19 protein-coding genes are annotated in these 24,825 nt (G+C 70.6%); 7 read left to right on the top strand and 12 right to left on the bottom strand.

The window, feature by feature from the left end; all coding sequences use genetic code 11:
* Positions 1–13: 13 nt before the first annotated feature.
* Positions 14–2,125, bottom strand: a complete 2,112-nt coding sequence (locus tag ACRYCC_RS31470) for a protein kinase domain-containing protein (RefSeq protein ID WP_433817373.1) — start codon at positions 2,123–2,125, stop codon at positions 14–16.
* Positions 2,126–2,283: 158 nt separating this feature from the next.
* Here ACRYCC_RS31470 and ACRYCC_RS31465 point away from each other — a divergent pair, with 158 nt between their 5' ends.
* Positions 2,284–5,904, top strand: a complete 3,621-nt coding sequence (locus tag ACRYCC_RS31465; RefSeq protein ID WP_433817372.1) for a WD40 repeat domain-containing serine/threonine protein kinase — start codon at positions 2,284–2,286, stop codon at positions 5,902–5,904.
* 370 nt (positions 5,905–6,274) lie between these two features.
* Positions 6,275–7,135 (top strand): hypothetical protein, encoded by an 861-nt coding sequence (locus ACRYCC_RS31460; RefSeq protein ID WP_433817371.1) that lies wholly within the window; start codon positions 6,275–6,277, stop codon positions 7,133–7,135.
* Positions 7,136–7,254: 119 nt separating this feature from the next.
* On the opposite strand, the gene ACRYCC_RS31455 is transcribed toward ACRYCC_RS31460, so the two are convergent.
* Positions 7,255–8,421, bottom strand: a complete 1,167-nt coding sequence (locus tag ACRYCC_RS31455) for an amidohydrolase family protein (RefSeq protein ID WP_433817370.1) — start codon at positions 8,419–8,421, stop codon at positions 7,255–7,257.
* Positions 8,422–8,472: 51 nt separating this feature from the next.
* The gene (locus tag ACRYCC_RS31450; protein ID WP_433817369.1) at positions 8,473–9,837 is read right to left on the bottom strand and encodes a type I glutamate--ammonia ligase; all 1,365 of its coding nucleotides are present in this window, start codon (positions 9,835–9,837) and stop codon (positions 8,473–8,475) included.
* Positions 9,838–10,054: 217 nt separating this feature from the next.
* On the opposite strand from ACRYCC_RS31450, the gene ACRYCC_RS31445 reads away from it, so the two are divergent.
* Entirely contained in the window at positions 10,055–12,895 is a 2,841-nt protein-coding gene (locus ACRYCC_RS31445; RefSeq protein ID WP_433817368.1) for a CHAT domain-containing protein, read from the top strand.
* 5 nt (positions 12,896–12,900) lie between these two features.
* A complete protein-coding gene (locus ACRYCC_RS31440) occupies positions 12,901–13,929 on the top strand; it encodes a tetratricopeptide repeat protein (protein WP_433817582.1) in 1,029 nt (342 codons plus the stop codon).
* Here the strand turns inward: ACRYCC_RS31440 and ACRYCC_RS31435 are convergent.
* Positions 13,926–14,708, bottom strand: a complete 783-nt coding sequence (locus ACRYCC_RS31435) for a hypothetical protein (RefSeq protein ID WP_433817367.1) — start codon at positions 14,706–14,708, stop codon at positions 13,926–13,928. The two genes, ACRYCC_RS31440 and ACRYCC_RS31435, sit on opposite strands and share 4 nt — an antisense overlap.
* Positions 14,709–14,776: 68 nt before the next feature.
* A complete protein-coding gene (locus ACRYCC_RS31430; protein ID WP_433817366.1) occupies positions 14,777–15,634 on the bottom strand; it encodes an alpha/beta fold hydrolase in 858 nt (285 codons plus the stop codon).
* Positions 15,635–15,688: 54 nt separating this feature from the next.
* Between ACRYCC_RS31430 and ACRYCC_RS31425 the strand changes: the two genes are divergently transcribed.
* On the top strand, positions 15,689–16,141 hold the full coding sequence (locus ACRYCC_RS31425) for a MarR family winged helix-turn-helix transcriptional regulator (protein ID WP_433817365.1): 453 nt from the start codon (positions 15,689–15,691) through the stop codon (positions 16,139–16,141).
* Between the two features lie 197 nt (positions 16,142–16,338).
* Here ACRYCC_RS31425 and ACRYCC_RS31420 read toward each other — a convergent pair whose 3' ends face one another.
* Positions 16,339–16,944, bottom strand: a complete 606-nt coding sequence (locus tag ACRYCC_RS31420) for a YciI family protein (protein ID WP_433817364.1) — start codon at positions 16,942–16,944, stop codon at positions 16,339–16,341.
* A gap of 248 nt (positions 16,945–17,192) precedes the next feature.
* Here ACRYCC_RS31420 and ACRYCC_RS31415 point away from each other — a divergent pair, with 248 nt between their 5' ends.
* Entirely contained in the window at positions 17,193–17,468 is a 276-nt protein-coding gene (locus ACRYCC_RS31415) for an aldo/keto reductase (protein ID WP_433817581.1), read from the top strand.
* Positions 17,469–17,568: 100 nt separating this feature from the next.
* Here the strand turns inward: ACRYCC_RS31415 and ACRYCC_RS31410 are convergent, their stop codons facing one another.
* Genes ACRYCC_RS31410 through ACRYCC_RS31395 form a run of 4 tightly spaced genes read right to left on the bottom strand, consistent with a single transcriptional unit; the run spans position 17,569 to position 22,124 of the window.
* Positions 17,569–19,932, bottom strand: a complete 2,364-nt coding sequence (locus ACRYCC_RS31410) for a CHAT domain-containing protein (protein ID WP_433817363.1) — start codon at positions 19,930–19,932, stop codon at positions 17,569–17,571.
* Positions 19,929–20,768 carry a hypothetical protein gene (locus tag ACRYCC_RS31405; protein WP_433817362.1) on the bottom strand — a complete coding sequence of 280 codons (840 nt, stop codon included), beginning with the start codon at positions 20,766–20,768 and terminating at the stop codon, positions 19,929–19,931. The genes ACRYCC_RS31410 and ACRYCC_RS31405 overlap by 4 nt, the downstream gene beginning before the upstream one ends.
* Before the next feature lie 25 nt (positions 20,769–20,793).
* Complete coding sequence (locus ACRYCC_RS31400; RefSeq protein ID WP_433817361.1) at positions 20,794–21,738, bottom strand: hypothetical protein; 945 nt, start codon at positions 21,736–21,738, stop codon at positions 20,794–20,796.
* Positions 21,732–22,124: a hypothetical protein gene (locus tag ACRYCC_RS31395; protein WP_433817360.1), complete on the bottom strand. Its 393-nt coding sequence runs from the start codon at positions 22,122–22,124 to the stop codon at positions 21,732–21,734. Before ACRYCC_RS31395 ends, ACRYCC_RS31400 begins: the two co-directional genes overlap by 7 nt.
* 199 nt (positions 22,125–22,323) lie before the next feature.
* On the opposite strand from ACRYCC_RS31395, the gene ACRYCC_RS31390 reads away from it, so the two are divergent.
* Entirely contained in the window at positions 22,324–22,869 is a 546-nt protein-coding gene (locus ACRYCC_RS31390) for a GIY-YIG nuclease family protein (RefSeq protein ID WP_433817359.1), read from the top strand.
* 106 nt (positions 22,870–22,975) lie between these two features.
* Here ACRYCC_RS31390 and ACRYCC_RS31385 read toward each other — a convergent pair whose 3' ends face one another.
* Positions 22,976–24,178 carry an NADH:flavin oxidoreductase gene (locus ACRYCC_RS31385; RefSeq protein WP_433817358.1) on the bottom strand — a complete coding sequence of 401 codons (1,203 nt, stop codon included), beginning with the start codon at positions 24,176–24,178 and terminating at the stop codon, positions 22,976–22,978.
* Entirely contained in the window at positions 24,165–24,791 is a 627-nt protein-coding gene (locus ACRYCC_RS31380) for a TetR/AcrR family transcriptional regulator (protein ID WP_433817357.1), read from the bottom strand. The genes ACRYCC_RS31385 and ACRYCC_RS31380 overlap by 14 nt, the downstream gene beginning before the upstream one ends.
* Between the last annotated feature and the right edge of the window lie 34 nt (positions 24,792–24,825).

The following is a 24,825-nucleotide window of genomic DNA, read 5'->3' as shown; positions in this document are numbered from 1 at the left end:
ACCCGGCCCGAGGTCAGTCCGGCGGTGGTGGCGTGAGCCGGACGCCGGCGAGTATGCGGTCGGTGAGGTCGGGTCGGCCTGCCGTCTGCTTGAGCCTGATCCAGGCGGCGTACCTTCCGCCGGGGTCGGTGAGGCCGATCTCCGTGATGGTCTTCGTGCCTCGTGTGCAGGAGGTCCACGGGACGATGACGACGTTGAGGGAGTGCAGCCGTTCCCTCCGTTCGGTCCCCCTGGTGCAGGAGCCGGTGTGGTCGGCGGCGGAATGCCGGGGGACGACGGTGGAACGGGTCAGGCCGATGAAGATCCCGGGATTGTCGTGCTCGGGCCTACGGAATCGGGCCGGGTCGGTGCTGGCCCACAGGGCGGGGCGGCCGGCGCGGTCGGTGATCCCGGATGCGGCGGGATTCCAGGTGGTCTGCGGGCTTCGCCGCCACGTCTTCGGCACCGAGACCCTGATCGTCCGGGTCGGGTCGGAGAGTTCGGCGAACGGCTCGCCGGTCGTGGAGACCCTAGGTGCGTCCCGGGAGAGGTCCGGGAGGCCGACGACTCCGACGAGGGTGGCCAGCCACGCCAGGGCGGAGGTCGCCGCGACGCCGGCCAGGCGGATCCCCGCCTCGCCCCTGGCAGGGGTCGTGTCGGGGCGCTTCAGCTCCAGCGCCCAGAGGACGAGGCCGCCGGCTCCGAGGGCGACGACCAGTGGCAGATTCCACCAGGTGGGCGCGAACACCATGGCGACGGGGGTCGCGGCGGTCGCGGCCGCGAGCAGGTGAACGGCGGTGCGGCCCAGCGCCCCAGGGTCCCTGGGGATGGTCAGCCCCGCCCAGGCGGTGGCGAGCAGGAGTCCGACGATCAGCGTCAGCCATCGGGGGTCGAACGGCCCGGACCAGGATAACGACAGCCCGGCCACCGGAAGCAGGGCGACCAGGGCGAGCGCGTAGCACGTCACCCGTGTGACCGCGCGGATGTGCGCGTGGGCGACGGCCCGCGCCAGTTCACGTTGCCGCGCGGCCGGTCCACCGTCCGGCCCGGGCGGGCCGCCGGGAGCGCTCGCCGCGTCCACGCCCTCGGGCTCCCGGGGAACGACGGCGGTCCCTCCCTGACCGGCGGGTGCCGCCGGGACGGCCGCCGGACCGGCGGGTGCGGCCGGCGTCACCGGCGTGTGAGGCGGCGTGGAATCTGGCGGAGTGACGGAATCCGCCGGGTGTGCGGAGGGTTGGTCCGGGAGGACGGGCGTCGGCGGGTCCGGGACGGTGTGCCGCCGGCTCGGCCGTCCGGTGCGGGCCGCCGTGTCGCGGACACCTTCATCGAGGAGGGCCTGGAGGGCGGTGTACATGGCCGTGGCGTCGGGGTATCGGTCGGCGGGGTCCTTGGCCAGGGCGCGCAGGACGGGCGGATCACAGGCCGGGGGCAGGCCGGGCCGTGCGGCCGAGGGCGGCTGCGGCTCCTTGTTGAGGTGCTGGTTGAGCACGGCGGCCTTCAGGTCCGCGGTGAAGGGCGGGCTGCCGGTGAGGAGCTCGAACAGGACGCAGCCCAGGGAGTACAGGTCCGAGCGCGCGTCGACGGGCAGGCCGCGGATCTGCTCCGGCGACATGTAGTGCAGCGTGCCGACCATCGAGCCGCTCGGCGTGAGCTGCGTCATCGTGTCCGACAGCAGCTTGGCGATGCCGAAGTCCATCACCTTGACCCTGGGCTGCCGGCCACTCCTGTCGATCATGATGTTGGAGGGCTTGAGGTCGCGGTGCACCACGCCCTTGTGGTGGCTGTGTTCCAGCGCCTCCAGGACGTCCGCCGTGATCCGCAGCGCTCGGTCGGGAGGCAGGAATTCCTCCTCGTGCAGCAGTTCCGCGAGGGTGCCGCCGGTGATCAGCTCCATCACGAGGTACGGCACGTCGTCGTCCTCGCCCCGGTCGTAGACGATCGCGATGCACGGGTGGGACAGTGACGCCGCCGCGTGCGCCTCCCGGCGGAACCGGGCACGGAACTTCGGATGCTCGTTGAGCTCCGCCGGGAGGACCTTCACCGCCACCAGGCGGCCGAGCGCGCGATCGCGTGCCCGGTAGACCTGGCCCATGCCGCCCCGACCCAGTGGTTCGATCAGCTCGTACCGGTCACCCAGCACCCGCATCCGCAGTCGCCCTTTTCGTCCCCGTTGCGACACCCCGAGTCGCGTCCCATTATCGCCGACAAAACGTGTATGGACCGGGGATCCCGCGCTGATGCATGGTGTGCGTTGGGGTTTCGTGACGCGGCCGACCCGCCGCCGAAGGTGATTTGGGGGCCGCCGTGCGCGCCGGGCAGGAGTTCGCCGACCGGTATCGGCTGGAGGAACGGCTCGGACGCGGTGGCATGGGCGAGGTCTGGCGGGCGCATGACCGGGTGCTGGACCGGGAGGTGGCCGTCAAGGTCGTCCTGGCGGGGTGGTCGTCCGGCTCCGATCGTGAGCGGGCGATGGCGCGTTTCCGGCGGGAGATCGCGGCGACCGTGCAACTCGACCATCCGGCGATCACCGCGGTCCTCGACAGCGGCGAACACGACGGCCATCCGTTCCTCGTCCTCGAACTGATCGCCGGCGAGGACCTCACCGCCGTCCTGGCCCGCCACCACGACGGCATGCCGGTCGGAGAGGTGCTCGCCATCGGACGGCAGATCGCCGAGGGCCTGGCCGCCGCGCACGCCGCCGGGATCGTCCACCGCGACGTCAAGCCCGCCAACGTGATGGCCGTCAAGACCGCTGACGCGCGATGGGTGGCCGGCCCCGACGGCGTCATCGAGCCGGTCACCGAGCCGCCCGGCTGGCGGGTGAAGATCTGCGACTTCGGCATCGCCTGGCTCGACGGGGCCACCGCCGGGCTGTCCACGACCCGGACCCGCCTGGGCACGCTCGCCTACACCTCGCCCGAGCAGATCGAGAACCAGCCCGTCGATGGCCGCGCCGACCTGTACGCCCTCGGCTGCACCCTGTTCGAGCTCCTCACCGGCCGGACGCCGTTCCCCACCGACGACCCCCTCGCCCTCATGGCGATGCACCTCGTCGCCGACCCGCCGAGCGCGCGGTCGCTCCGTCCGAAGATTCCCGAGTACCTCGACCGGTACCTGCGCGGCCTGCTGGCCAAGGCCCCGGACGAACGTCCCGGGGACGCCGCCGCGGTGGCCCGTACGTTCGGCGCCCTGCTACGGAACGAGAAGGTCACCGCGACGCTCGTTGGCACCCTCAGGGGCCACAAGGGCGGCGTCACGGCGCTGGCGTTCGGCCCCGACGGGACCCTGCTGGCCACCGCCGCCTCGGACGGCAAGATCCGGTTGTGGGACACCGCCACCGGACGCGGGGCCGCCGGACGCGGTGCGCACTCCGTCCCCGCCGGCGTCCTGGCGTTCGACCCTGACGGCGAGCTGCTGGCCTGCGGCAGCCGGAAGAACGCCGTGTACGTGTGGGATCCGGCCGCCGATCAGGTCGACGCCTCCATGCTGAGCCACACCGACCAGGTGACCAGTGCGGCCCTGGCCCCCGGCTGCGCGCTGCTGGCCACCGGGAGCCGGTACGGCACCGTGCGGCTGTGGGATCCGGTCACCGGACGGGATGTCGCCACGCTCACCGGCCACACCAGCTACGTCGACGTCGTGGTGTTCGACCTCGACGGCGCGCGGCTGGCCAGCGCGGGCGTGGGCGGCGTCGTGCGGCTGTGGGATGCGGTCACCGGGGAGACCCTCGCCACGCTCACCGGCCATGACGCGCCGGTCGGCGCGCTGGCCTTCAGCCCCGGCGGAGCCCTCCTCGCCGGGGGTGGCGGTGAGCACTCCGTGTGGTTGTGGAATGTGCCCGCCGGGGAGACCGCCGCCGTCCTGGCCGGTCACACCGACGACGTCACGGCGTTGGCGTTCAGTCCCGACGGCACGCTCCTGGCCAGCGGCGGCAAGGACGGCACCGTACGGCTGTGGGACCCCGTCACCGGCCAGGCGGTCACCACGCTGACCGGACCCGACTCCGAGGTCACGACGGTGGCCTTCGGCCCCGACGGCCGCCTCCTGGTGGCAGGTGACGGTGACGGAGCCGTACGAACATGGGCGATCGACGTCGGGGCGCCCGCATCCGTACGACCGTGGGCGGTGTCACGCCGCCACCACGCGAAGCCGGCGGAGGAGGAGGTCGCGCTGAAACAGGCGGTCCTCGACTGTGCGCGGAGGCTCGGCTCCGATCACTCGAGGACGCTCGAGGCCCGGTTCCGGCTCGCCTACCACCGCGGCGTCGACGGGCGCGACCCGGCGGGCGCACTGGCCATGTTCGAGGACCTGCTCGCCCATCGGCAGCGGGTGCAGGGCCCTGAGCACGCCGACACCCTGAGGACCCGGCACGCCGTCGTCTACTGGGGCCTGAAGGCGGGCCGGACGACCGGCGGCGGCGCGGTCGCGGTCTACACGGAACTGCTGGCCGACTTCCTGTCCGCGCTCGACGCCGATGACGACGCCACGCTGCGCGTACGGCGCGATCTGGCGTCCGCGCGGTTACGGGAGGGCGACACGGCGGGCGCGGCGGCCGACTACACGGACCTGCTGGCCGACTGCACGCGGGTGCTCGGTGCCGAACATCCCGACACCCGTTTCGTCCGGCGGGCCCTCGCGGGCGCGGTGGGGAGGTCGGGTGACGCGGCGCGGGCCGTGACCATCCTCGAGGACCTGCTGGCCGACTGCACGCGGGTGCTGGGCCCCGACCATGCCGAGACGCTGCTCGTCCGGCGCAGGCTGGCGTACTGGCATGGGGCGGCCGGGGACGTGGCGCGGGCCGTGTCGGAACACGCGGAGCTGGTGGCCGACTGCTCACGGGTGCTGGGCCGCGATCACCCCGAGACCCTGGCGATCGACGAGGACCTGGAGTACTGGCAGGCGCACGCGGGTGCACGGCTCGCGGAGGAGAGGCCGTTCACCTCCCCGGGACTCACCGGATCCGGCCCGGTGATCGAGGACGGGGACGTCATCACCGCCACCCATGGCGGCCTGATCGAGGCGTTGGCGTTCAGCCCTGACGGTGCCATGCTGGTCAGCGCCGGTGTGGATTTCGCGATCCGGTGGTGGGATCCGGCCACCGGGCGTCCTCTCGGGGCCCTGACCGAGCAGTACGCGGTCGGTTACTTCCACGAACTGCGGTTCAGTCCCGACGGCGGCCTCCTGGCCAGCGGGAACTGGGACGGCAACGTGTGGCTGTGGGATCTGGCCGGTGGACGTGCCACCGCCGTGATGGGCAGACCTTCGCTCGCCGGACGCCTCCGGCACCTAGGGACCGTCGCGGCGAGCATCAGTCACACCGACCACGCCGACTCGGTGACCTTCAGCCCTGACGGAAGGCTCCTGGCCAGCGGCGGAGGCGACGGGCACGTCAAGATCTGGAACCCCGTCACCAGACGGCTCGTCACGAGCTTCGCGGCCCACCCCTACCGTGTCTTCTCGGTGGCGTTCAGCCCGGACGGCACGCTCCTGGCCAGTGGCGGAATCGGCGACGACGTCAGGCTCTGGGATCCGGCCACCGGCCGCCCCGGCGGCAGACTCCACGGGCACACCCGGCCGGTCACGTCGGTGGTGTTCAGCCCGGACGGCACCCGGCTCGCCAGTTGCGGCTGGGACGGCACCGTACGGCTCTGGGATCCGTACGCCGTGGCGGCCGGCGGCACCCTCCTCGGACACACCGACGACGTCATGGCCCTGGCGTTCAGCCCGGACGGCGCACTGCTGGCCAGCGCCGGCGAGGACGGCACCGTGCGCCTGTGGGATCCGGCCACCGGACGGGCGCTCGCCACCCTGACCGATCACACGGAGGGGGTCCGGGCGGTGACGTTCAGCCCGGACGGCAGGCTCCTGGCCAGCGGCGGCACGGACCGGACCATACGGATACGGCGGGTCGCCGGCCTCGTCTAGGGTCCCGCGCGCAGTTCTCCGTCGATTTCCCACCGCCGGCCAGGGCAGTGCGGACCGATTTCCAGCTAATACGTCATCACCCCCGATGCCGGAGGTACGCGGCACATATACGGCCAGGCGAGGTCCGCCGAACGGGAGGGCGACCTCGCGCGTGAAATGTGCCTCGAGTGGCCATGAAAGACGTCTGCAAGTCTAGGTCAACTCTTCCGAACACGCGATGCTCCCCGGGCACGTGATAAGCCCGGGCATGTTTCTCTATTGTCGGCGATGCCGATGGGGTATTCGCTACCGACAGGACAAATGTCCATTTTTGCATAGGGGCGGCCTGATGGGCTCTCTTCCTAGAATCACCGGTGGCATAGGGGCCACCGTGCTCGCGGCGGTCGCGCTGGGCGCGGTGCCGCCGTCGGCACAGGCGTTGCCCGGCCTGGTGAAGATCGTGAAAGTCTCGTGCAGCTCGGGCGCGCTCGTGACGGCGATCCAGACGGCCAACGGGATCGGAGCCGCCAGGCTCGTTCTCTCGCCGAACTGCGTCTACAACTACACCGCCGCGACCGTCCCCGGCGACGCGCTGCCGATCATCACGGGCGACGTCACCCTGGTGGGCGGGCCGGGCACGACGATCAGGCGCGATCCGGCCGCTGCCACCGACTTCCGTATCCTGGAGGTCGCCTCCGGGGGGACGCTCCGCGCCCGGGGGATCTCCATCCTCAACGGAAGCACGACGGGGATCGGCGGTGGGATCCTCAACGCGGGCACCGTGGTCCTGGAGCAGACCACTTTCGGCGGCAACCGCGCGGGCAACGGTGGCGCGTTCGGCAACAACGCGGGCGCCACCGCGACGATCTCCCTCAGCCTGCTCAACGCGAACTCGACGACGAGTGTCGGAGGCGGCGGAATCATCAACTCGGGCACGCTGACGGTGTTCAAGAGCATCTTTGCCGGCAACAGCGCGCCGATCAACGGAGGCGCACTCAACACCCAGTCGAGCGGCGTGTCGCATCTCATTCAGACCACCGTGGACCACAACATTTCCGGCGGCCTCGGAGGAGGCCTCTCCAACCTGGGAACCACCACGCTCGATCGCGTCCTGGTCAAGGAGAACAAGGGATCCAATGGCGGCGGAATCGCCACCGGCAACACCAATGTCATCATTCAGAATTCCGCTGTCCGCGACAACATCCCCAACAACTGCAATCCCTTGAACACCATTCCTGGCTGCGTCGGCTGACCGTCGGCCGGGGTGCGAGCCGGGCCCCGGCCTCCGGGGCCCGCCCCAGGAGCGGTGGAAGGGTTCATGACCGCCCCGGCCCGCGCGGTCATCACGGCCGAACCGGGACGTATCCGGATTCAGAGGTGGTAGACGCGCCGTGCGTTGTCCCTGCCGATCATGGTGATGACCCGCTCGGCGTCGGCGGCCGACCAGTCCCCCGCCGATACCCAGCCGCCGGCGATGCCGGTGATCGCGTGTCGCCAGAGCCGTGCGCCCAGGTAGTGGAGTTCGGCGGGTCCGCAGGCATCGGACGAGTAGAGGACCTTGGCGAACGGCGCCAGCTCCAGCGACTCGGCGACCACGGCCGTGGCGCGGGCCCCCATGTGGTTCAGCACGAGGCCCACGTCGAGGTGGACGTTGGGGAACGACTGCGCCAGGTATCCGGCCTGGCGGTGGTAGGGATAGCAGTGCAGCAGCATGATCGGTACGGCGGCCACCTCGGGCCGGCGCAGCAGGCCGAGCAGCAGCATCGGGTCGGCTCTGTGCAGATCCAGGTCCCGGTCGCCGTAACCCACATGGATCTGGATCGGCAGGCCCAGGTCCACGGCGCTGTGGATCCCGAACCGCAGCAGGGTCGGGTCGGTCAGCCGGGGGCCGGGCCCGGCGCCGGAGAGCCACCGGTCCGCCGACGCCGTGACCTCCGCCGGGGCCGGCGGGGTCCAGTCGATGTCGAACCCGGTGCGGTAGGCGACCACGGTCTTGACACCGGCGGCCGTCCTGCCCGCCGCCCGCAGCAGGTCCCGGAAGGCGTCCGCGTAGCCGGCCCCGGAGATGCCGCCGGCCGCGAGGGACTCCGCGAGCGCCTCGAGCCGGACGATCTCGTGGGCCCGGCCACCGGAGACGGCGGCCAGCCCGGACGGATCGAGGAGGTCGCCGCCGAGATACCCGGTATCGACGAGCCAGTCGCTCACGCCGGCGGCCGGCAGCAGGCGCCCGGCGACCTCCCGCTCCCCCAGTTCCGCGCGCCGGGCCCAGTAGTCATCGGCCGGCGCATGTTCGGGCAGGTCCAGCAAGGGTGCGCACCAGCGGCGGATGGCGAAGCCGAGCTGTGAGTCGAACTGCGTCATCCAGCCCGGAATCGGATCCGGCGATCCCTCGTTGATGGACTCCTCGAAGCGGGCGCGCGTCACGGGCGCGTGGAAGGCCCCGTGGACGTGGTGATCCACGAGCTGCAGCTCCGCCACCGCCGCACGCAGCGCGTCCCTCACGCCGCCGCCCGTGCCGTCCCCGGGGACCGATCCCATCGCGACCCTCCTTCGCTGCTCGGACAGGGCTCGGCGGCGGAGCCGGTGCGGTCAGCACGACCAGGCGTACCGGAACCGTTCGGCGAGTTCGTCGAGCTTGCTGTCGGCGTAGACGCGCTGCTCGTGCCTGCGTACGGCCAGGAGCGCCTCGACGATCTCTTCGCCGAGGATGCGCCGGGCGAGCGCCGAGGCGCTCAGCGCGTCAAGTGTCGCCGCCTGGGTGCCGGGGAGCCGTTCGGGCCGGCCGGGCGTCCCCTGCAGGGCGGCGGGGTCGTCCCGTACCTCCGCCGGCAGGGCCACCGACCGCGCCATGCCGTCGAGGGCCAGGCCGAGCAGCGCGGCGACGGCGAGGTACGGGTTGGCCGACGGGTCGGCGCACTTCAGCTCGATGCTGGCGCCGTGCGGGTTCCCGGCGGTCGCGGCACAGAACCGTACGGCCGCCTCACGGTTCTCCAGCCCCCAGCAGGCGAAGGCCCCCGACCAGTGACCCGGCTGCAGTCGTGATGCCGACAGCACCGACCCCGCGAACACCCCCAGCAGTTCGGGCAGCCCCGTCACGATGCCGGCCAGTGCGGCCTCGCCCTGCGCGGTCAGGCCCCAGGGCCCGGACCCGCCGGACAGCAGCGGCGCATCCCGCTCACGCAGTGACAGGTGCTGGTGTGCGCCGTTGCCGGCGCCGTCGTGGAACGGCAGGGGCGAGAAGGAGGCCCGCAGGCCGTGCCGCCGGGCCACCCGCCCGATCACAAGCCGGGCGAGGACCACCTGATCGGCGGCCTCGATCGGGGCGGCCGGGCCGAGGGACAGCTCGTACTGCCCGGCGCCGTACTCGGCGTGCAGCTGCTCCACCGCGAGCCCGGCCTGCTCCAGGGCGCCGAGCAGGTCCACCAGAACCGCTTCGGCCTCGAAAACCGAGCCGAGGCCGTAGGCCTGCCAGCGCCCGCCGCGCAGGGCCTCACCGTCCGCGCCGGTGAGCACGAACTCCAGTTCGCCGCCGACCAGCACGCCGAGCCCTGCCGCCTCCGCCCGCGCCTGCAGGCCGCGCAGACGCCCCCGCGCGCAGCCCGCCGCCGGTGCGCCCTCCTGGTCGAAGAACTCCGCCGGAGCCCACGCGTAACCGTCGCCGAGCACGCGGAGCCCGGTCAGGTCGGCGCGCAGGCGCAGATCGCCGACCACCCCGAGCCGGTCGGTGAAGGCGATGGCGTTGTCGATGCAGAACACGTTCCAGGTCGGCGCGGCGCCCATGCCGGCGACGTGGAAGGAGGCCGCGCGGCGCACCGGCACGGTCTTGGCCCGCGCCACGCCGGCCATGTCGACGACGGAGCCGACGAGGATCCGGCTCCCGCTCTCCGCCAGAACGGCGAGCCTGGCGGCCTGTTCGGCCTCGGTCAACACGGGCATCGGGTCGGCGATCGCCATGACGGCCCCCTCTCGGACTACGGCGGTGGATGCGTCCTGACGTTCACGTCCATTCCCCTGCTCCGCGCTGCGGACGCAGGACCGGAGTACGAAGGTGAGGCGGGCGGGCTTGACGGCCGGCCCGGTCGCCTCGGCGCCCACCGCCCGACCACGCCGACGCGCGACAATTTCCACCGAACCGAAGCAACTCGGGTTTCGCGCGTCCTAGCATCGCAGCGTGACTTCGGACGGGGGCGGGGAGCTGCCGTGGCAGCTGGGCGGGGTCATCGAGCTGTTCGCCCGGCAGGGAAACCCGGAGCACGATCAGGGGGCGGCCGAACGGATCGTGGCGCTCGCCGAGCGGTACCTGAGGCAGATGGAGCACCGGCGGGCCGAGCTCACGGTACGGGCCTGCGTGCGGATCTGGCTGGCGAACGGGCTGACGGGGCCCATGTACAACGGGGCGCACCGGCCGGAGCTGATCTGGGACGTGCAGCGGGCCATCGGAGAGCTGAACAGGGCGGTCATGGAGCTGCGCGGCAGTGGCGCCGACTCGTTGCTCGCGATGGCGCACGAGGCGCTGGCCCGGACTTACCAGGAGGGCAACGCGGTCGGGCCCATTCACCTGTACGAGCCGCTGGCCATCCGCCACGGGGAGCGGGCCGTGGAGCTCACCCGCGACGGGGTGCCTCCGGCACTCTTCGCCACCGCCCGGCAGACGCTGGCGATCATCTGTATGGGCGGGTTCACCGGATCGCGTGCCGAGCGCATCGACCGGGCGATCGCGTTGCTGGAAGAGGCGTCGGACCGGTTGGGCGGTGAGGTCGGGTCCGAGCTGTGGTGCAACGTGCTGCACAACCTCGGTGAGAGCTACACCGTGCGGCCACGTGGCGACTACGAGGTCAACCTCGCACGGGCGCTGGAGTGCTATGAGCGAGTGGCCACGGCCGAGACCGAGGAGCAGCGGCCTGGGCGGTGGGCGCAGACGCAGGTGTCCATCGGGATGATCTGGTTCAGGCGGGACGAGCCAGAACGGGCACTGACCCACCTCGAGCGGGCCCGCCGAGTGTACGAGAACGCACGGGGACGATTCGGCACGGGCAGTCTGGGGGGCCTGTACCGGAACATGTCGATGGTGTACGGAGAGCTGGGCGACACCGATCGGCAGGTCGAGTTCCTGCGGAAGATCCTGGACGGGTATTCGGGCGTCCAGAGCCTGACGAAGGTGCGGACCCAGACCATGCTGGCCGCCGCACTGCGGGACACGGATCAGGCGGAGGCAGGCCGACTGCTCCGGGAGGGACTGGCGGAGCTGGACGGTGTCCCGGCGGCGGTGCGGGATCGCGTGACCTTGGTACTGGAGTTGACCGCGCTGGCCACGCGTGGGCGGCGACCCGCCCGGCCAGACGAGTTGGTGGAGCTGGTCCAGCGGCTGGAGGCGCTCAAGGAGGAGGCCTGGGACGATCCGCGGACGTCGTGGGCGGTCTGCGACCGGCTGGGGCGCGTCCAGGCTCTGCTCGGCCGGTGGGCCGACGCGGCGGACGCCTACGTGAGCGCAGTCGACCGGCTGGAACTCAACTATCGGGCCATGCTGTTGTTCCGGTCGCGGGGCATGGAGCTCGCGGCGACCGTGCCCGTCCGGCACAACGCCGCCTACGCCCTGGCCCGGGCCGGGAAGGCGCTGGACGCGGTCGCCATGCTCCAGGCGGCGCGCGCCCGGCTGCTCGGCGAGGTACTGGAACGGGATCTCGTCGAGCTGGAACGTGTGGCGGCCGAGGACCCGGCCGCGCACCGGTCCTACCTCGAGGCGGCCGCGCGCATCAGAGCGGTGGAAGTGCGGGATCGGGCTTCAGGCAGCGACGACATCCTGCTGCGGAGCCTGGCCGAGGAGGCACATGCCGCCACGGCGGCCCTCGAGGAGTCCACGGCCAGGATCCGCGGGCTCCCGGGCCACGCCGACTTCCTGACACCGCCGGCGTCGGTACGGCTGCGGCCAGGGCAGCGCACGATGTTCCTGCTCAGCACCGCGATGGGCAGCATGGTGATCTCAGCCGACGATCGCGGGGACGGCCCCGTGGCGACGGCCGTCTCGGTGGAGGGTGTCACCGATGACGACGTGATGGCGGCCCTTGGACTGGACCGGAAATCGCCCGCGGTCACCGTGGAGGCGGGGCGGCTCATCGACGCGGTGGAGGTGTTGGGCGCCTCGTTCGCCGAGGCGATGGGTGAGGCGGTCGGCCCGGCGACGGCGGTGACGCTGGTCCCCTGCGGGCCGCTCGGATTGCTACCGCTGCACCTGATCCAGGTACGGCGCGACGGGTGGCAGCGGCGGCTGATCGACGCCTGCGTGGTCGACTACGCGCTGGTCGACCGGCCCCAGGACGCCGCGATCCCGGCTCGCCCTGTCGTGCCGATGGTGGCGGTCAGTGACCCGGGAACCGATCTGGTCGCCGCCGAGGACGAGGTGCGGGCGATCCGGGCGATACAGTCCGAGGCCACCCTGGTCACCGGGGTGGCGGCGACGAAGGCGAACGTTCTGGAGAAGGCCGGGCGGGCGGGACTGATCCACTTCGCCTGCCACAGCGACTATGACCCACGGCGGCCCTACGAGTCCGGCCTGCACCTGGCCGACGGGGCCCTGTCGATCGGCGAGTTGATGGCCGAGCACCCGCCCCGGCTGGGGGCGGCACGCCTGGTCGTGCTGTCGTCGTGCGAGAGCGCGGTGATCGATCCCAGCTCCCCCGATCAGGTGATCGGCCTTCCGGCGGCGTTGGCGTGCGCGGGGGCCGGCGCCGTCATCGGGACGTTGTGGCGGGTCTCCGACGCCGCGGCGGCGGTGCTGATGGGCGACTTCTACGCCAGGCTGGACGTCAGCGGGGGACGGATCGCCGCCGGTGAGCCGCCCCGCGCCCTGCGGGAGTCTCAGCGCTGGCTGCGCGGGGCGACGGCGGGCGAGATTCTGGACCTGCCATATGTGCGATCACCGCGCCTGCGTGGCTGGTTGGGCTCCTTCGACCCGGGAGAGGCGCCGTTCGCCTCGGCTCGGCACTGGGCTCCTTTCGTTGTGCTGGGGGCGTGATCCGGATGGTCACCGAGGCGGAGATCCAGGCCCGGCTGTCGGTCGACCGGCTCCCGGAGATGGCGCCCTACGAAAAGATCGTCTGCTACGAGCTGGTCCTGCTGCCGGTGATGCGCCGCGAGGGGGGCCGGGCGGACCAAGCAGGCCAGTCGCTCAACCTGGGAACGGCCTATCTCGACGCGGACCGCTACGACGAGGCCGTCCACTACCTGAACGAGAGCATCCAGGGCTTCGAGGCCGAGGGCGAGCAGGAGTGGTCGGCCAAGGCGCTGGTGAACCTCGGCATCGCCCGGCGGTTTCTCGGCGAGCCCGGCGCGGCGCTGGCGGCGTACCAGCGGGCCTTTGAGATCGGGCGGCGCCAGAACATGCCGGACGTGATCGAATACTCGGCCCGCAACCTTCTCGAGCTGCTCGACGAGGAACGATTCGACGAGATGCCACCGCCCGGTTACGTGGCCGTGGAGGAGCAGGCTTACCGGTTCGGATTGACGGAGCTCGCCTGCGACGCCGGCCGATTGCTCGGTGCGGCGCTGCTGGGCGCCGGGCAGTACGAGGCCGCCCGGCAGGCGCTGGACCGCGCCCGGCTGCTGGCGGAGCAGCTCGGGTACTTCGCCGAACGCGCTGAGATTCTCCGGCTGCGGCGAGCCGGCGATTACGGGCCCTACCGCGCCCGGCTCCAGATCCGGGCGGAGCGGTATCTCGCGGCGGGCCGCCCGCAGCTGGCCGCGGCGACCTTCGCCAAGATCATTTCCATGCCGGGGTGCGACGCTGCGGTGCGGCTGCGGATAGCGGCGTCCTACCTCGCCGCCGATCAGTGGGCCAGCGCCGACGAGCTGTTCCCGGAGATCGCGGCCGAGTCGACGGGACCGGCCGTCGCCGATCTCGCCCTCGAACTGGGCGTGGCCGCCGCCGCCATCGAGCGAAGGGACGCGGCGCAGGAGTACGCGCGGACCGCGATCAGGCTGTACGAGCGGAATGAGGACACAGCCGGGGTCGGACAGGCGCGGTCGCTGCTGCGGCTGATCAGCGGCTAACCGGTCCCGTCGGGTGGGCCGGCGGGGAGGTCCGACAGCGCCTCCACGTCCATCATCGTCGCCTCGTCACCGGCCTCCTCGGGCGGCCCGACCCGGGACTGGTCCACCATGCGGGCCTGGCGCAGCAACCGATCGGCCACCCGCCGCCCACGCCACATCACCGCGGTGGGCTCCTCGGTGTCCACCCGCGACGCCAGGCTGCCCCGAAAGCCGACGACCACCTGCGGGGCCGCGCCGACCGTCCTCTCGGCCGCCTGCACGTCGGCCCGCACGCCGACGTCCACCTCCGTGCCCTTGTCGGCCGCCACCAGCACCAGGACCGGGCCGCCGACCACGACCTCGGTGACCAGGACCCACTCCCGCCGCCACGTCCCGGCCCCGTACAAGTCGAGGACGGCACCGTCAACGGCGGCGAGATCCGCGATCCGGCGGGTGGTGACGCCGCTCGCCCGCCAGACGAACGCCCCGGCCCGGTGGAACTTGTAGGTCAGATGGCCGCGCCCGGCGACCTGGGCGAGGTCCACGCCGACATGGCCGGTCCCAGCCGTCACCTCGACTCCGCCCTCGGAGGCGTATTCGATGTTGCTGGGCACCCCCTGAGCGTCGGCTCGGTAGGGGACGCCCAGTTCGGTCAGCGATGTGTGCTTGGCCCAGCCGCCCGGTTCCAGGACGCCGACATCGCCGAGCTCCATCGTGGCGCCGGGAAACCACACCGGGAGCCGATTGAAGCCGGCCCGCACCTCGTTCCAGTACGCGGTCATGATCGACTTGTTGGTCACATCTCAAAGCATGGTGCGGAAGCATCCCCGTGGCTAGTGCGGTGCAGCGTTGGCCCTGTGGGGGTTGATCACGGGGTGGCGAACTCGCGGATGAGCCGCCATACCTCGGCGGGTGCTTCTTCTTGGGCGAAGTGGCCTGCGTCTGGCACCACGGCCGTGGTCAGGTTCTCGATCCCGGCCTCGCGGAATCCGGCTGCGTAGGCCGCTATGTCGCCTCCCTCGCTCTGGCCGCGCAGGTAGAGCAGCGGGGTCCGGATGGCTGCGGACGTGGCGGAGGCAGCGTTGTCTCGGGCGTCTTGAGCGAAGGCCCGGTAGAAGTCGAACCCAGCGGTGAGAGAGGCGTCGCTGCGGTAGGCGGCGGCGTGGGTGGCCCGCGACTCCGGGGTGATCTTCGATGGGTCTACCGACAAGACGTCGTAGAAGTAGTCGAAGTATTCGGCCTGATGGCCTTGCACCAGCGTCTCGGGCAGCGTCGGAACAGCGTGCAGGCCGAAGTGCCAGATATAGGGATTCTTGAGAACCTCGGTCCACGGCTCCACACCGGGGATCACCGTGTTCATGATGACCACGCGAGCGATCTGCGGGTATTGGCGGAGGTAGGCGTAGGCCACCATCCCGCCGGCGTCGTGACCGACCAGGGTGAGATCGGTGAGACCAAGGGTCTGGATCAGCTCGTGGACCCTGGCGGCCACGTGCCGCTTGACGCCTCCGCCCCCTGCGGCGGTCGACTCGCCCACTCCCGGCAGGTCGATCGCGATGGCGCGCGCATCTGGCGCGGCCAGGGCCATGACGTCCCTCCAGGTACACCACGATTCCGGCCAGCCATGCAGGAACAGGTACGGCCGGCCGTGCGGGTCGCCGGACTCGACGACGTGCAGCGCGCAGTCTCCGATGTTCACGTGGGCGTGACGCCGCTCAATAGACATGACTCATGTATATATTAAAGACATGAGTCATGTCTATCTACTAGAGTGGAGGCCATGAGTGGAAGTGGCGACGACCGTCCAGCGTTCGAACGGGGTACCGGCTTCCTGCTGGGACGCCTGGGATCACTGGCTGCACGCTCATGGACCACGTTCCTGACCGACCACGGGCTGACCCAAAGCCAGTACTCAGTGCTGGTGGTCCTCAAAGATCAGGGGCCGGTGGGGCAGCAACGACTCGCGCACCTGGTCGCCGTGGACGCTCGCAACATCGTGCCGGTGCTGGACACGCTGGCCGCCAAAGGGCTGATCAAGCGGCAGCCCGACCCAGCCGATGGCCGCCGCCGCACAGTCGCCCTCACCTCCGACGGGATCACGCTCGCCGACACCATCGCCGCCGCGGCAGCCTCAGGCCAGGACGACTTCCTTGGTGCGCTGGACGACCAAGACCGCGAGCAGCTCAACGACCTCCTTCAGCGGCTGTACGACGCACACGTACAAAAGGCCTGACCAGAACCAGGGCGTCCGCCGAACCAACCGGGCAAACGTTGCCCGATGTGTTCACGAGGGAAGCCCGCTCAGAGCCGCATGATCAACCCCCACAGGATCAACGCGGCGCTGCACTAGATGCGAAACCGCTGATCGCCAAGGTGATGTCGATGACGCACGGTTCAAGGGAACGGGGGCTGCCGCAGAAGCCGCTCAGGTCACGCCTGCGGCCGGCCGCCGAACCGCCAGTCGTGGATCTCGATGCTCTCGTACAGCCCGGCCCGGGCACCGGGCTCCTCTGCCAGCAACCCCTCCACCGCGTCCCGATCCGGCAGCTCCACCAGCATGGCCGTGCCCGCCCACATAGCGCCGTCCTCGGACATCAGCGGCCCGAGGGCGATGAGGTGTTCGCGGCGATCGTGGGCGGCATACCGGCGATACTCCTCGGCCAGCGCCTCGCGGGCCGCCGTCCGTCCCGGTCCGGCGTGCGCGATGATCAAAAATCGCCGATGACCCGTCATGCCTCCGGCGAACTCCCACATCGTGCGGCCCAGCGTGTTGCTCCAGCGGCGCACCAGCACCTCCTCGAAGACGCCGGCCTTGTAGTAGGGCTCGTCGAAAGCGAACTCCCGTGCGGCGTCGACGTCGGGCAGGTCGACGATGTGCATGCTGCCTGTCACCTCCGTGCCGTCGGGGCTGAGCGTGGGGCCGCGCGCGATCATCCCGTCGGCGTAGCGGTCCATGAACGCCCAGTGCTCCTCCGTGCACTCCCAGCGCAGGTCCCCGGCACCCGGCCGGTCACGGCAGTAGAAGAAGAATTCCATCCCACCCGTGTATCACATCCATGATCATCCTGTCGTCCGCACCACCGGAGGGCCTGCGCCGGATGCCAGGCGGTCCACGGAGCGGCCGGGTCAGGGCCGGTGGTCCTCGTGGGGGTGGCGGGCGGGGTAGGACTGGTCCTGGGTGACGGCCCAGGTGGCCAGGAGGCGGAGGTTGTCGGCGGTGGGGGTGTCGGGAGCGGCGGTGTAGATCAGGGGCCTGGGGACCGTTCGCCGAAGGCCGCAACGGCCTGTTCACCCACCCCGTCCTCACCGAGATCGCCGATGCGCACGGCGAGTCCGTCCCGCAGGTCGTGCTCCGCTGGCTCATCCAGCGGGACGTCGTCATCATCCCCAAGTCGGTCCGTCCGGACCGGATGGCGCAGAACCTCGACGTGTTCGCCTTCGACCTCACCGACGACCAGATGGCCCGCATCGCCGCCCTGGACACCGGCAGGTCACTGTTCTTCGACCACCGCGATCCCGTCGTGACCGCCCGTCTCGGCACGGTCCGCATGCCCGACTGAACCCCCTCGCGCTCCCGCAAGACATCAGGCCATTTACGCCGAAGCCACCACCGCGGCCGCCCCGGACGTAGCGCCGCCACGGGGCTCGATGCGACAGTGCTCAGGCGCCGGTGAAGGTGAACGCCGCCCAGCTGGCCGGGGAGGCCGTGGAGCGCTCAAGCGGATCTTGCAGGATGACCTGCTCCCAGCAGGCCATCGCGACCTCGGAGGGCATCCACCCTCCTCCGTCGAGGTGTTCTTCGAAGGTGGCTCTCTTCTCGGCATTGGTGGTGTCCCGCATCCACTGCTGTGCCTGCCGGAGTGCGTGCGCGATGCCCAGTCCTTCGCGTCGCCATTGCTGGTAGAGCATGATCATCAACAGCATGGTGTTCTCGTCGCTGATGGGCCACAGTGACGACACGGCACCCGCGACTCCGGCGTTCAGGAACGCGCCCGGCAGGCCGATGACCTCGTCGAGGAGATCGAGATTCGGGATACCGGTGTCGCACGCGGACAGCACCACCACACGGGCCCTGAGCCGTAGTGCGGAGACGTCTTCGATGGACAGCAGTTCTCCGTCTGCCAGAGCCAGCGCGACCGAGCTGGGATCGGCGGGATCGGGAAGGGTGTGACAGGCGAAGTGCAGCACGTCCGCGGCCGGGATGGCGTCCATGACGGTGGACCTGTCCGCCTGTCCCGATCGGATCCTGAGGTGCTCGTGCCACAGGCTGCTGGCCGCCTGACCTTCAAAGCCGGCGTATGCCAGTGGCCGGCGATCGTTCAGGGCGGGGTCCTCCACGGTGACGAGACGCCCTTCGGCGGCGGTCTTCTCGGCACGCCGATGCGACCACTGCAGTTCCCTTGCGTTCGGCGCGTAGGTCCAGAGCACTTCGTCGAGCGCGTACCGGCGCCCGGTCGGCCTGCTCGGATCCGAAGTCCACGCGGCGTGCAGGGGCAGAAGAGCGAACGGCCCGCACGGTATGAGCACTGCATGGTCCACGGGACCCAGGGCGTTGAGGACCGGTCCCATGGCCTTGTCCCAGAGCCATTCACAGGTGAGGTCCAGAACCCGTTCCCAGGTGTCCCGGTCGAGCCCCCGTTGTTCCTTCTGCTCCAGAAGTCTCTCGACCCAGCCGATCAGGGCATCGGTGTGCAGGTCTGGGAGCTGGAGGTGGTCCACCCGACCGTCTCGAGCGATGAAGGCCAAGCCCGAGGTGGGGCAGCTGGCCAGATATACCAACGGGGTCGTACCGACGGGTGGTGGGATCTCGCCGGTGGCGGCGTCCGGATCACGGAGGATGGCCCGCCAGCGTTCGAGAATGCCCAACGCACGCGCCGGATCACCGGCCATCGCCACGGCGTGGGCGGCCCGCGAGGGCAGCGTGACATCAAGTCCGAGCGCATGCCGCTGATTGACGGCCTTCTTCTGCGCGGCGAACTGTAGGTCCACCACCTCCAGGCCGGTTTCGTAGGCATCCGCAGCGGCGCCCCAGTCGGCCAGTTGACCGCACCAGTCACCGAGTTCTCGAGCGGCCTCGAAGGTAGCGGCAAGATGGCCAACGGCCTGCCCCTGTGAAAGAGCCCTGTACAGGGCATCGAGGCCATTGCGGAGATCTTCCGGGTCGCCGAGCCGGGCGTGGCGATCGCGTAGGCATGCGCCCAGGTGGACCAGGGCCAGAGTGCCGTTGTCTCCCCTGTCCGCACCGGCCCCGGGAGCGATCTCGGATGCCGTTGTCCGGGCCAGACGAACTGCGCGATCGAGGTCGGCCAGGTCCTGCGTCGCCCGGTACTTCAGGCGGGCGGCGTCCGTGTACATGGTGTTCAGGTCGAACGCCGCCGGGTTCCGTTCCCCGGCCTCGGAGACCGCTTGGGCATAAAGGGTGAGGGCCTGATCGAGGTGGGCGGCGCGCTCCTGCATCTCGTATGCCCCCACGTGGGCGTAGGCCAGCCTGCCGAGCGCGTTCGCCCGTTCCGGCCCTGCTGCGGCCGCCTCGGCCGCCTCCTCCCCCGCCTCTATGGCCGATTCGAGCAAGCCGAAGTCGGCTGTGCGCGCCGCGAGAGCATGCCGCATGTGACAGAGCATGGCCAGCATCCTGGCGTCAGGAGCAGTGCCCGCCTCGGCTCGCACCTGCTCGAGGCCATCGACCGCCTCCTCCAGGTCAGCGATGTCTCCCAGGCGCCCATATCTGAGCCCCAGGGTATCGGCGAGGTCGGTCATCTTCCCGGCCGCGGCTGCGGTACCGCGAGTCAGTTCCACCGCTTTCCGGAGCGCATCGACGGCGGAATCCAGATCATCCGGCCCATTCCGCTCCAGGTACATATTCGCCAGATGGCTCCAGGCGGCCGGCACCCGCGGATAGAGGGCGACCAGGGCCTCCGGCGGATCGATCGAAGAAACGATCGACGCGATGCGGTCGAAACGTTTGGCGTCCTTCGCCTGGCGACGGGACTCGCGGTCACGCCTGAAGATCGGCAGCGCTCTCACCCACCCTTTGCCGCGCGGGCCTTTTCCAGTTCCTCCGCATAGATTCGCGACTCCAGCGAGCCCGGCTCGGCTCGATTCCGCGCTATCTCCAACGCCGATATCGCTTGGTCAACACTGGCTTCGTCCTTCAGCAGCTCATATCTCGCGAGGAGGGCCTTGGCCCACTCCAGCAAGGTGTCTCGCTGGGCGCGCGAGCCTTCCTCGGCAAGCGTCCGAGCCTCCTCCAGCAGTTCGAGCGAACGCTCCAGATGACCGGCATCGCCGAAGGCACTGAACGCGTGCCTGAGCACCAGGCCGCCTTCGTGACGCAGTCGCACCACACGCCCGTGCGTCGCCTCCGGGTCCATGAGACGTTCGTCCTCCAGGACCTCGTCCCAGGCTGCGACGGCGATCCGGAGATCGTCCTTGCGGCCGCTGGACGCGAACTTCGCCAGCGCGTCCTGGGCCTTCATCATCCGATTCCAGGACCGCCTGAGGGACACGGTGAAGAACACCATGTCGACATCCCCGGTCTCCCGGACAAGCCTCAGGAAGCGCAGCTTGGTGTACAGGGTGGCGCGGTCTTCGGCGTTGTTCACGTCCTCCGTCCCGGCGATGACGGCGCTGACCAACTGTTCGGCCGCCGGGGTCCGCAGCTCCGGGAAGTCCGTCAGCACGCGCCGCGTCCGGTCGGGCCCCTCCGCATCCAGGTACGCCTCGACCGCGGCCAGCAGGCGCTCGGCCTCGTGCACGCTCCCGACCGGGATCTGGACTTCACGACCGCCCAGCCGCACCCCGATGTGCGCCTGGTCGTTGTCTCTACGAAACCACCGCCGCCGGCCTGCCCTTCCCGTCATGCCCGGACACCCTCGGCAACCGGCATCAGGATTCCCCCTGCAGAGACGCGTTCTGGCGGAAGCGCATGCCCGGCGCGGCGATGCCCCGCCAGAGGTACGCAGTGAGAGCCCTGCCGCTCGGCGATTCGTCGGTCGGGTCGGGAGACTCCAGACGCAGGGCGTCGTACAGTTTGTGCCGGTTGAGGGCATAAGTGGCTTCCAGTAGCTGGCCGTAGGTCTCCGCCGCCCTGAGTAGATTCAGGTGATAGATGAGCGCGCATGCCACTACGGCCGCCGGAAACGCCCACCAAGCCCAGAATGTCCAGACACCGAACAATGCGGCCCAAAGCCACGAACGAGTCGCATCGTTGAGCGCACCACGGGCGACCGTCAGTTCGTCCCGGGCAAGATCATCTATCAGCAGCCACAGGTAGGGCCAGCAGACGATGGCGTCCAGGCCGAAGCGCTCACGAGGCCGCTCCTCGGCCGTACGCAGCTGGTTACCGAGCCGAGTGGGCATCATGAGGTGGGCTTCGGCCGGCAACCGGCGCAACAGCGCCTCGACCTCTTGGAGCTGCGCGCGCGCCTCCGCGGGAAGGCCACCGTCCTCGTCTGCGTGCCGGGCGAGCCGCTGAGCGAGGTCCATCGCCTGTGCCCGCTTGCGCAGATTCCGGCGGACCAGCGGACCCGCGAGCCGGCGAGGCCAGTATCCCTCCAGTAGCCGTAGCAGCGGCAGCGCCAAGCGCTCCGACATCAGAGCCGAGGTCAGGAGAACAAGCAGTACCGAGATCAGAAGGGCCATCTGCTGAGACACCGGGAGTTTGCCGATGCGGCCGCCGAGACTGCGCACAGCCGACCCGAAATCACCGGGACGGCTCCACAACCAGGCGACGAGCCCTCCCAGCCAGAAGCCGAGAGCGGCGGTAAGGAGGCGGGGCGTCCACCGCTCCAGCATCCTGCCGGCGAACGACTCCCAGAACTTCGTCAGCACGACTCGCCCTGCTGGAGTACGTAGCGTAGATCATGGATTGGGCAGACCGGGATATCGTCTCGCGCGTCGAAACGGAACCAGGGCACCTGGTCCCCTTCCGGGCAGCCGTAACGGAATACCGTGACCTCCTGGGGCTGCCCGGGCAATGGCTCGAAGGCCCGCTCATCGGCCGGAACGGAAAGAAGGCTGCGCGCCCACTCGCGGGTGGAATCACGCTCGGCCAGCAGCACGAGAATTCTGGCCCTGACCGAAACCCCGAGCTCACCTTCACGCACGAGCTTCGCGAGCTCGAGTTCCACGGAACCGGCGTCCTCACCAATCAGATTCCCGAGATGCGGCTGAATCGCGCGGGCGACCTTCAGGACTTCGACATCTTGCGCCGTCACACACTCCTTTGTACTTGAATGGCAGCAGGCCTGTACCTGTAACCAATCAGATCGATCTCATGTGCAATGGTCTCAAGGAGGTCGACCGCGCCCAGGCTCACCTCGCCGACCAGCCGAACGCCCGAGCGGATCACCCGCTCGGGCACTTTGACCGGATCGGCTCCAAGCGGCTACGACCGGCTCGGGCGATACTCGGCAAATGCCCGAGAACTCCGACCCAGTGGCCGATCGGCTCCGCACTACGCCGGTGCAGCTGCACGAAGCCGTACCGGCCCTGCCACAGACCGAAGGGCTGTACGCCTGGTGGGCGCCCCCGGCAGTCCTGCCCGCACTCCCCGGGCCGATCAATCCGAACACGCCCCACCTACGGTTGCTCTACATCGGGATCGCGCAGCGGCTGCGGACCCGAATCGCCGGCAACCATCTGCGCCGATCAGGCAGCTCCACTCTTCGCCGCACTCTCGCGGGGCTGCTGATGGAGACCGAGGGATACCGGACGACGTGGACCGACCGGGTGGTCCTCGTACCGGACGACGAGATCCGCCTGACCGCCTGGATGCACCAGCACCTGCTCCTGACCTGGACCGAGCAATCCGGGGCCCGGCAGATCGAGACGGAGCTCATCCCCCGGCTACGTCCCCCGCTCAACGTCGAGGGCTCGGGTACCGGCGCCGAGCGCGCCCTCGTGCGACGAGCCCGAGCCGCCTTCCGCGCAAGCGCGGGACCGCGACCGGACGCTCGGTAAGCGCCATGAGCGGACGTTGGCGCGACCTGAGCACCGAGATCACCGAACTCGACGCCGCCCGGCCGCCTTGGTCGCACAAGGCCCCCTTGGAGACCACCCGGCGCCGTCACCTCGACGGCGGGCGGCCGGACCGCCGTCCTGCGGAGGCGGTCAGCACGCAGTGGGTGCCGCCGTAGATGGTCGGCACGCACCTGTTGCAGTGGGTGCAGAGGGAAGAGGTCGAGGTGTCGCGCCGGATCCGTTCGATCAGGTCGGGTTCCATCAGCAGGGCGCGCCCCATGGCGACGAACTGGAAGCCCTCGTCCATGGCCTGCCGCATGTGGGCGTGGTCGGTGATGCCGCCGAGCAGGATCAGGGGCATGGTGAGGGCGGCGCGGAACCGGCGGGCGGCCGGCAGAAGATAGGCGGGGGTGTACGGGTAGTGCCGCAGGAAGCCCCGCCCGAAGACCTTGAGGCCGGCGCGCAGCGGCTGGGGGAAGGCGTCGGCGAGTTCCTTCACCGGAGGTCGCCCGCGGAACAGGTACATCGGGTTGAGCAGTGAGCCGCCGGCGGTGAGCGCGAGGGCGTCCAGGTGCCCGTCGGCCTGGAGGAGCTGCGCGACCCGCAGGCTGTCGTCGATGGTGAGCCCGCCGCGCACGCCGTCCTCCATGTTGAGCTTGGCAGTGACGGCGATGGCGCTCCCGACCCGGGCGCGGACCGCCTCGGCGACCCGCCGCGCGAGGCGGGCCCGGTCGGGCAGTGCCCCGCCCCAGCGGTCGCCGCGCCGGTTGAGCCGGGGGGTGAGGAACGAGCTGACGAGGTAGTTGTGCCCGAAGTGCAGCTCGACGGCGTCGAACCCGCTGTCGGCGGTGAGCCGGGCGGCGTACGCGTGCGCGGCGATGACGCGCTCGAGGTCGTCCGCGGTGGCGGCCTGGATGAACCGGCCGGTGAGCGGGCTGAGCCGGCGTGAGGCGGCCAGGGCGGGCAGGCGGTTGGATCGGGCGTCGGCCACCGGGCCCGCGTGGCCGAGCTGCGCGGAGACCAGTGCGCCCTCGCCGTGCACGGCCGCGGCCAGCCGGGTCAGGCCCGGCACCACCTCGGGCCGCATGTGGATCTGGCGCCGTTCCGTCCGTCCCTCGGGGCTCACCGCGCAGTAGGCGACGGTCGTCATCGCCACGCCACCGGCGGCCACCGCCCGATGAAAGGCGATCAGCTCGTCAGTGACGAGCCCCTGCGGGGTACGGCCTTCCAGGGTCGCCGCCTTGATGACGCGGTTGCGCAGTGTCCGCGGTCCCAGCGTCGCCGGACGAAAGAGCTCAGCGGGCTCCATCGGTGCGTTCCTCTGGGGTCGGTGGGGCGCCGAGGCCGGCGGCCACGAACGCCACGACGGTTTCGGCGGGAACCGGTGGCACGTCGGTGCCGGGCTCGGCGAACGGTGCGCCGTAGGTCACCAGCAGCAGGTCACGGGCCAGTTGCCAGCGGGCCGCCGCCACCTCGGCCGGCAGCCGCGGAAGCGCCCGGGAGATCATCGCGATCCAGGGGCCGGGGGCCGACCAGGGCGACCGCCAGGGCAGCGGATGACGGGCCAGCACCAGCCGGGCCAGCAGGCCCAGGAGCCATCGGTGCTCGGGGTCGGCCGCCATCCGGGCCATCGGCTCGACGAGGAGCACCGCGAGATCGGTCACCTCCGGCGGGTCGTCGGCCTCCAGGCGTTTCTCCAGCGCGGTCAGCCCGCCGTCCCACAGTGGCCGCAACCGCCGTTCCAGCAACGCGGTGACCAGTTCCTGCTTGGAGCCGAAGTGGTAATGCACCGCGGCCGGGTTCATCCCCGCGGCCTTGTTCACCGCGCGTACCGATACCTGCTCGTACCCCTGTTCGCGCAGCAGCCGCTCGGCGGCGTCCAGCAGGCGGTGGCGGGCGTCGGACGGCGACTCGGGTGGCATTCCTCCAGTCGATCACGTTCGCCGGCGTACCGTC

The sequence above is a fragment of the Actinomadura scrupuli genome, assembly GCF_050971785.1.
Taxonomy (GTDB): Bacteria; Actinomycetota; Actinomycetes; order Streptosporangiales; family Streptosporangiaceae; genus Actinomadura_E; species Actinomadura_E scrupuli.
The sequence above is the reverse complement of the archived record's forward strand: the minus strand, read 5'-3'. Positions and strand labels throughout refer to the sequence as shown.

Excerpts from the sequence above, each read along its gene's own strand:
- ACRYCC_RS31455 (WP_433817370.1), bottom strand. The coding sequence starts at position 8,421 with ATGGGATCGGTCCCCGGGGACGGCACGGGCGGCGGCGTGAGGGACGCG.
- ACRYCC_RS31420 (WP_433817364.1), bottom strand. The coding sequence starts at position 16,944 with ATGGAATTCTTCTTCTACTGCCGTGACCGGCCGGGTGCCGGGGACCTG.
- ACRYCC_RS31390 (WP_433817359.1), top strand. The coding sequence starts at position 22,324 with ATGCCCGAGAACTCCGACCCAGTGGCCGATCGGCTCCGCACTACGCCG.
- ACRYCC_RS31440 (WP_433817582.1), top strand. The coding sequence starts at position 12,901 with ATGGTCACCGAGGCGGAGATCCAGGCCCGGCTGTCGGTCGACCGGCTC.
- ACRYCC_RS31425 (WP_433817365.1), top strand. The coding sequence starts at position 15,689 with ATGAGTGGAAGTGGCGACGACCGTCCAGCGTTCGAACGGGGTACCGGC.
- ACRYCC_RS31450 (WP_433817369.1), bottom strand. The coding sequence starts at position 9,837 with ATGGCGATCGCCGACCCGATGCCCGTGTTGACCGAGGCCGAACAGGCC.
- ACRYCC_RS31385 (WP_433817358.1), bottom strand. The coding sequence starts at position 24,178 with ATGGAGCCCGCTGAGCTCTTTCGTCCGGCGACGCTGGGACCGCGGACA.
- ACRYCC_RS31470 (WP_433817373.1), bottom strand. The coding sequence starts at position 2,125 with ATGCGGGTGCTGGGTGACCGGTACGAGCTGATCGAACCACTGGGTCGG.
- ACRYCC_RS31380 (WP_433817357.1), bottom strand. The coding sequence starts at position 24,791 with ATGCCACCCGAGTCGCCGTCCGACGCCCGCCACCGCCTGCTGGACGCC.
- ACRYCC_RS31405 (WP_433817362.1), bottom strand. The coding sequence starts at position 20,768 with ATGACGGGAAGGGCAGGCCGGCGGCGGTGGTTTCGTAGAGACAACGAC.
- ACRYCC_RS31430 (WP_433817366.1), bottom strand. The coding sequence starts at position 15,634 with ATGTCTATTGAGCGGCGTCACGCCCACGTGAACATCGGAGACTGCGCG.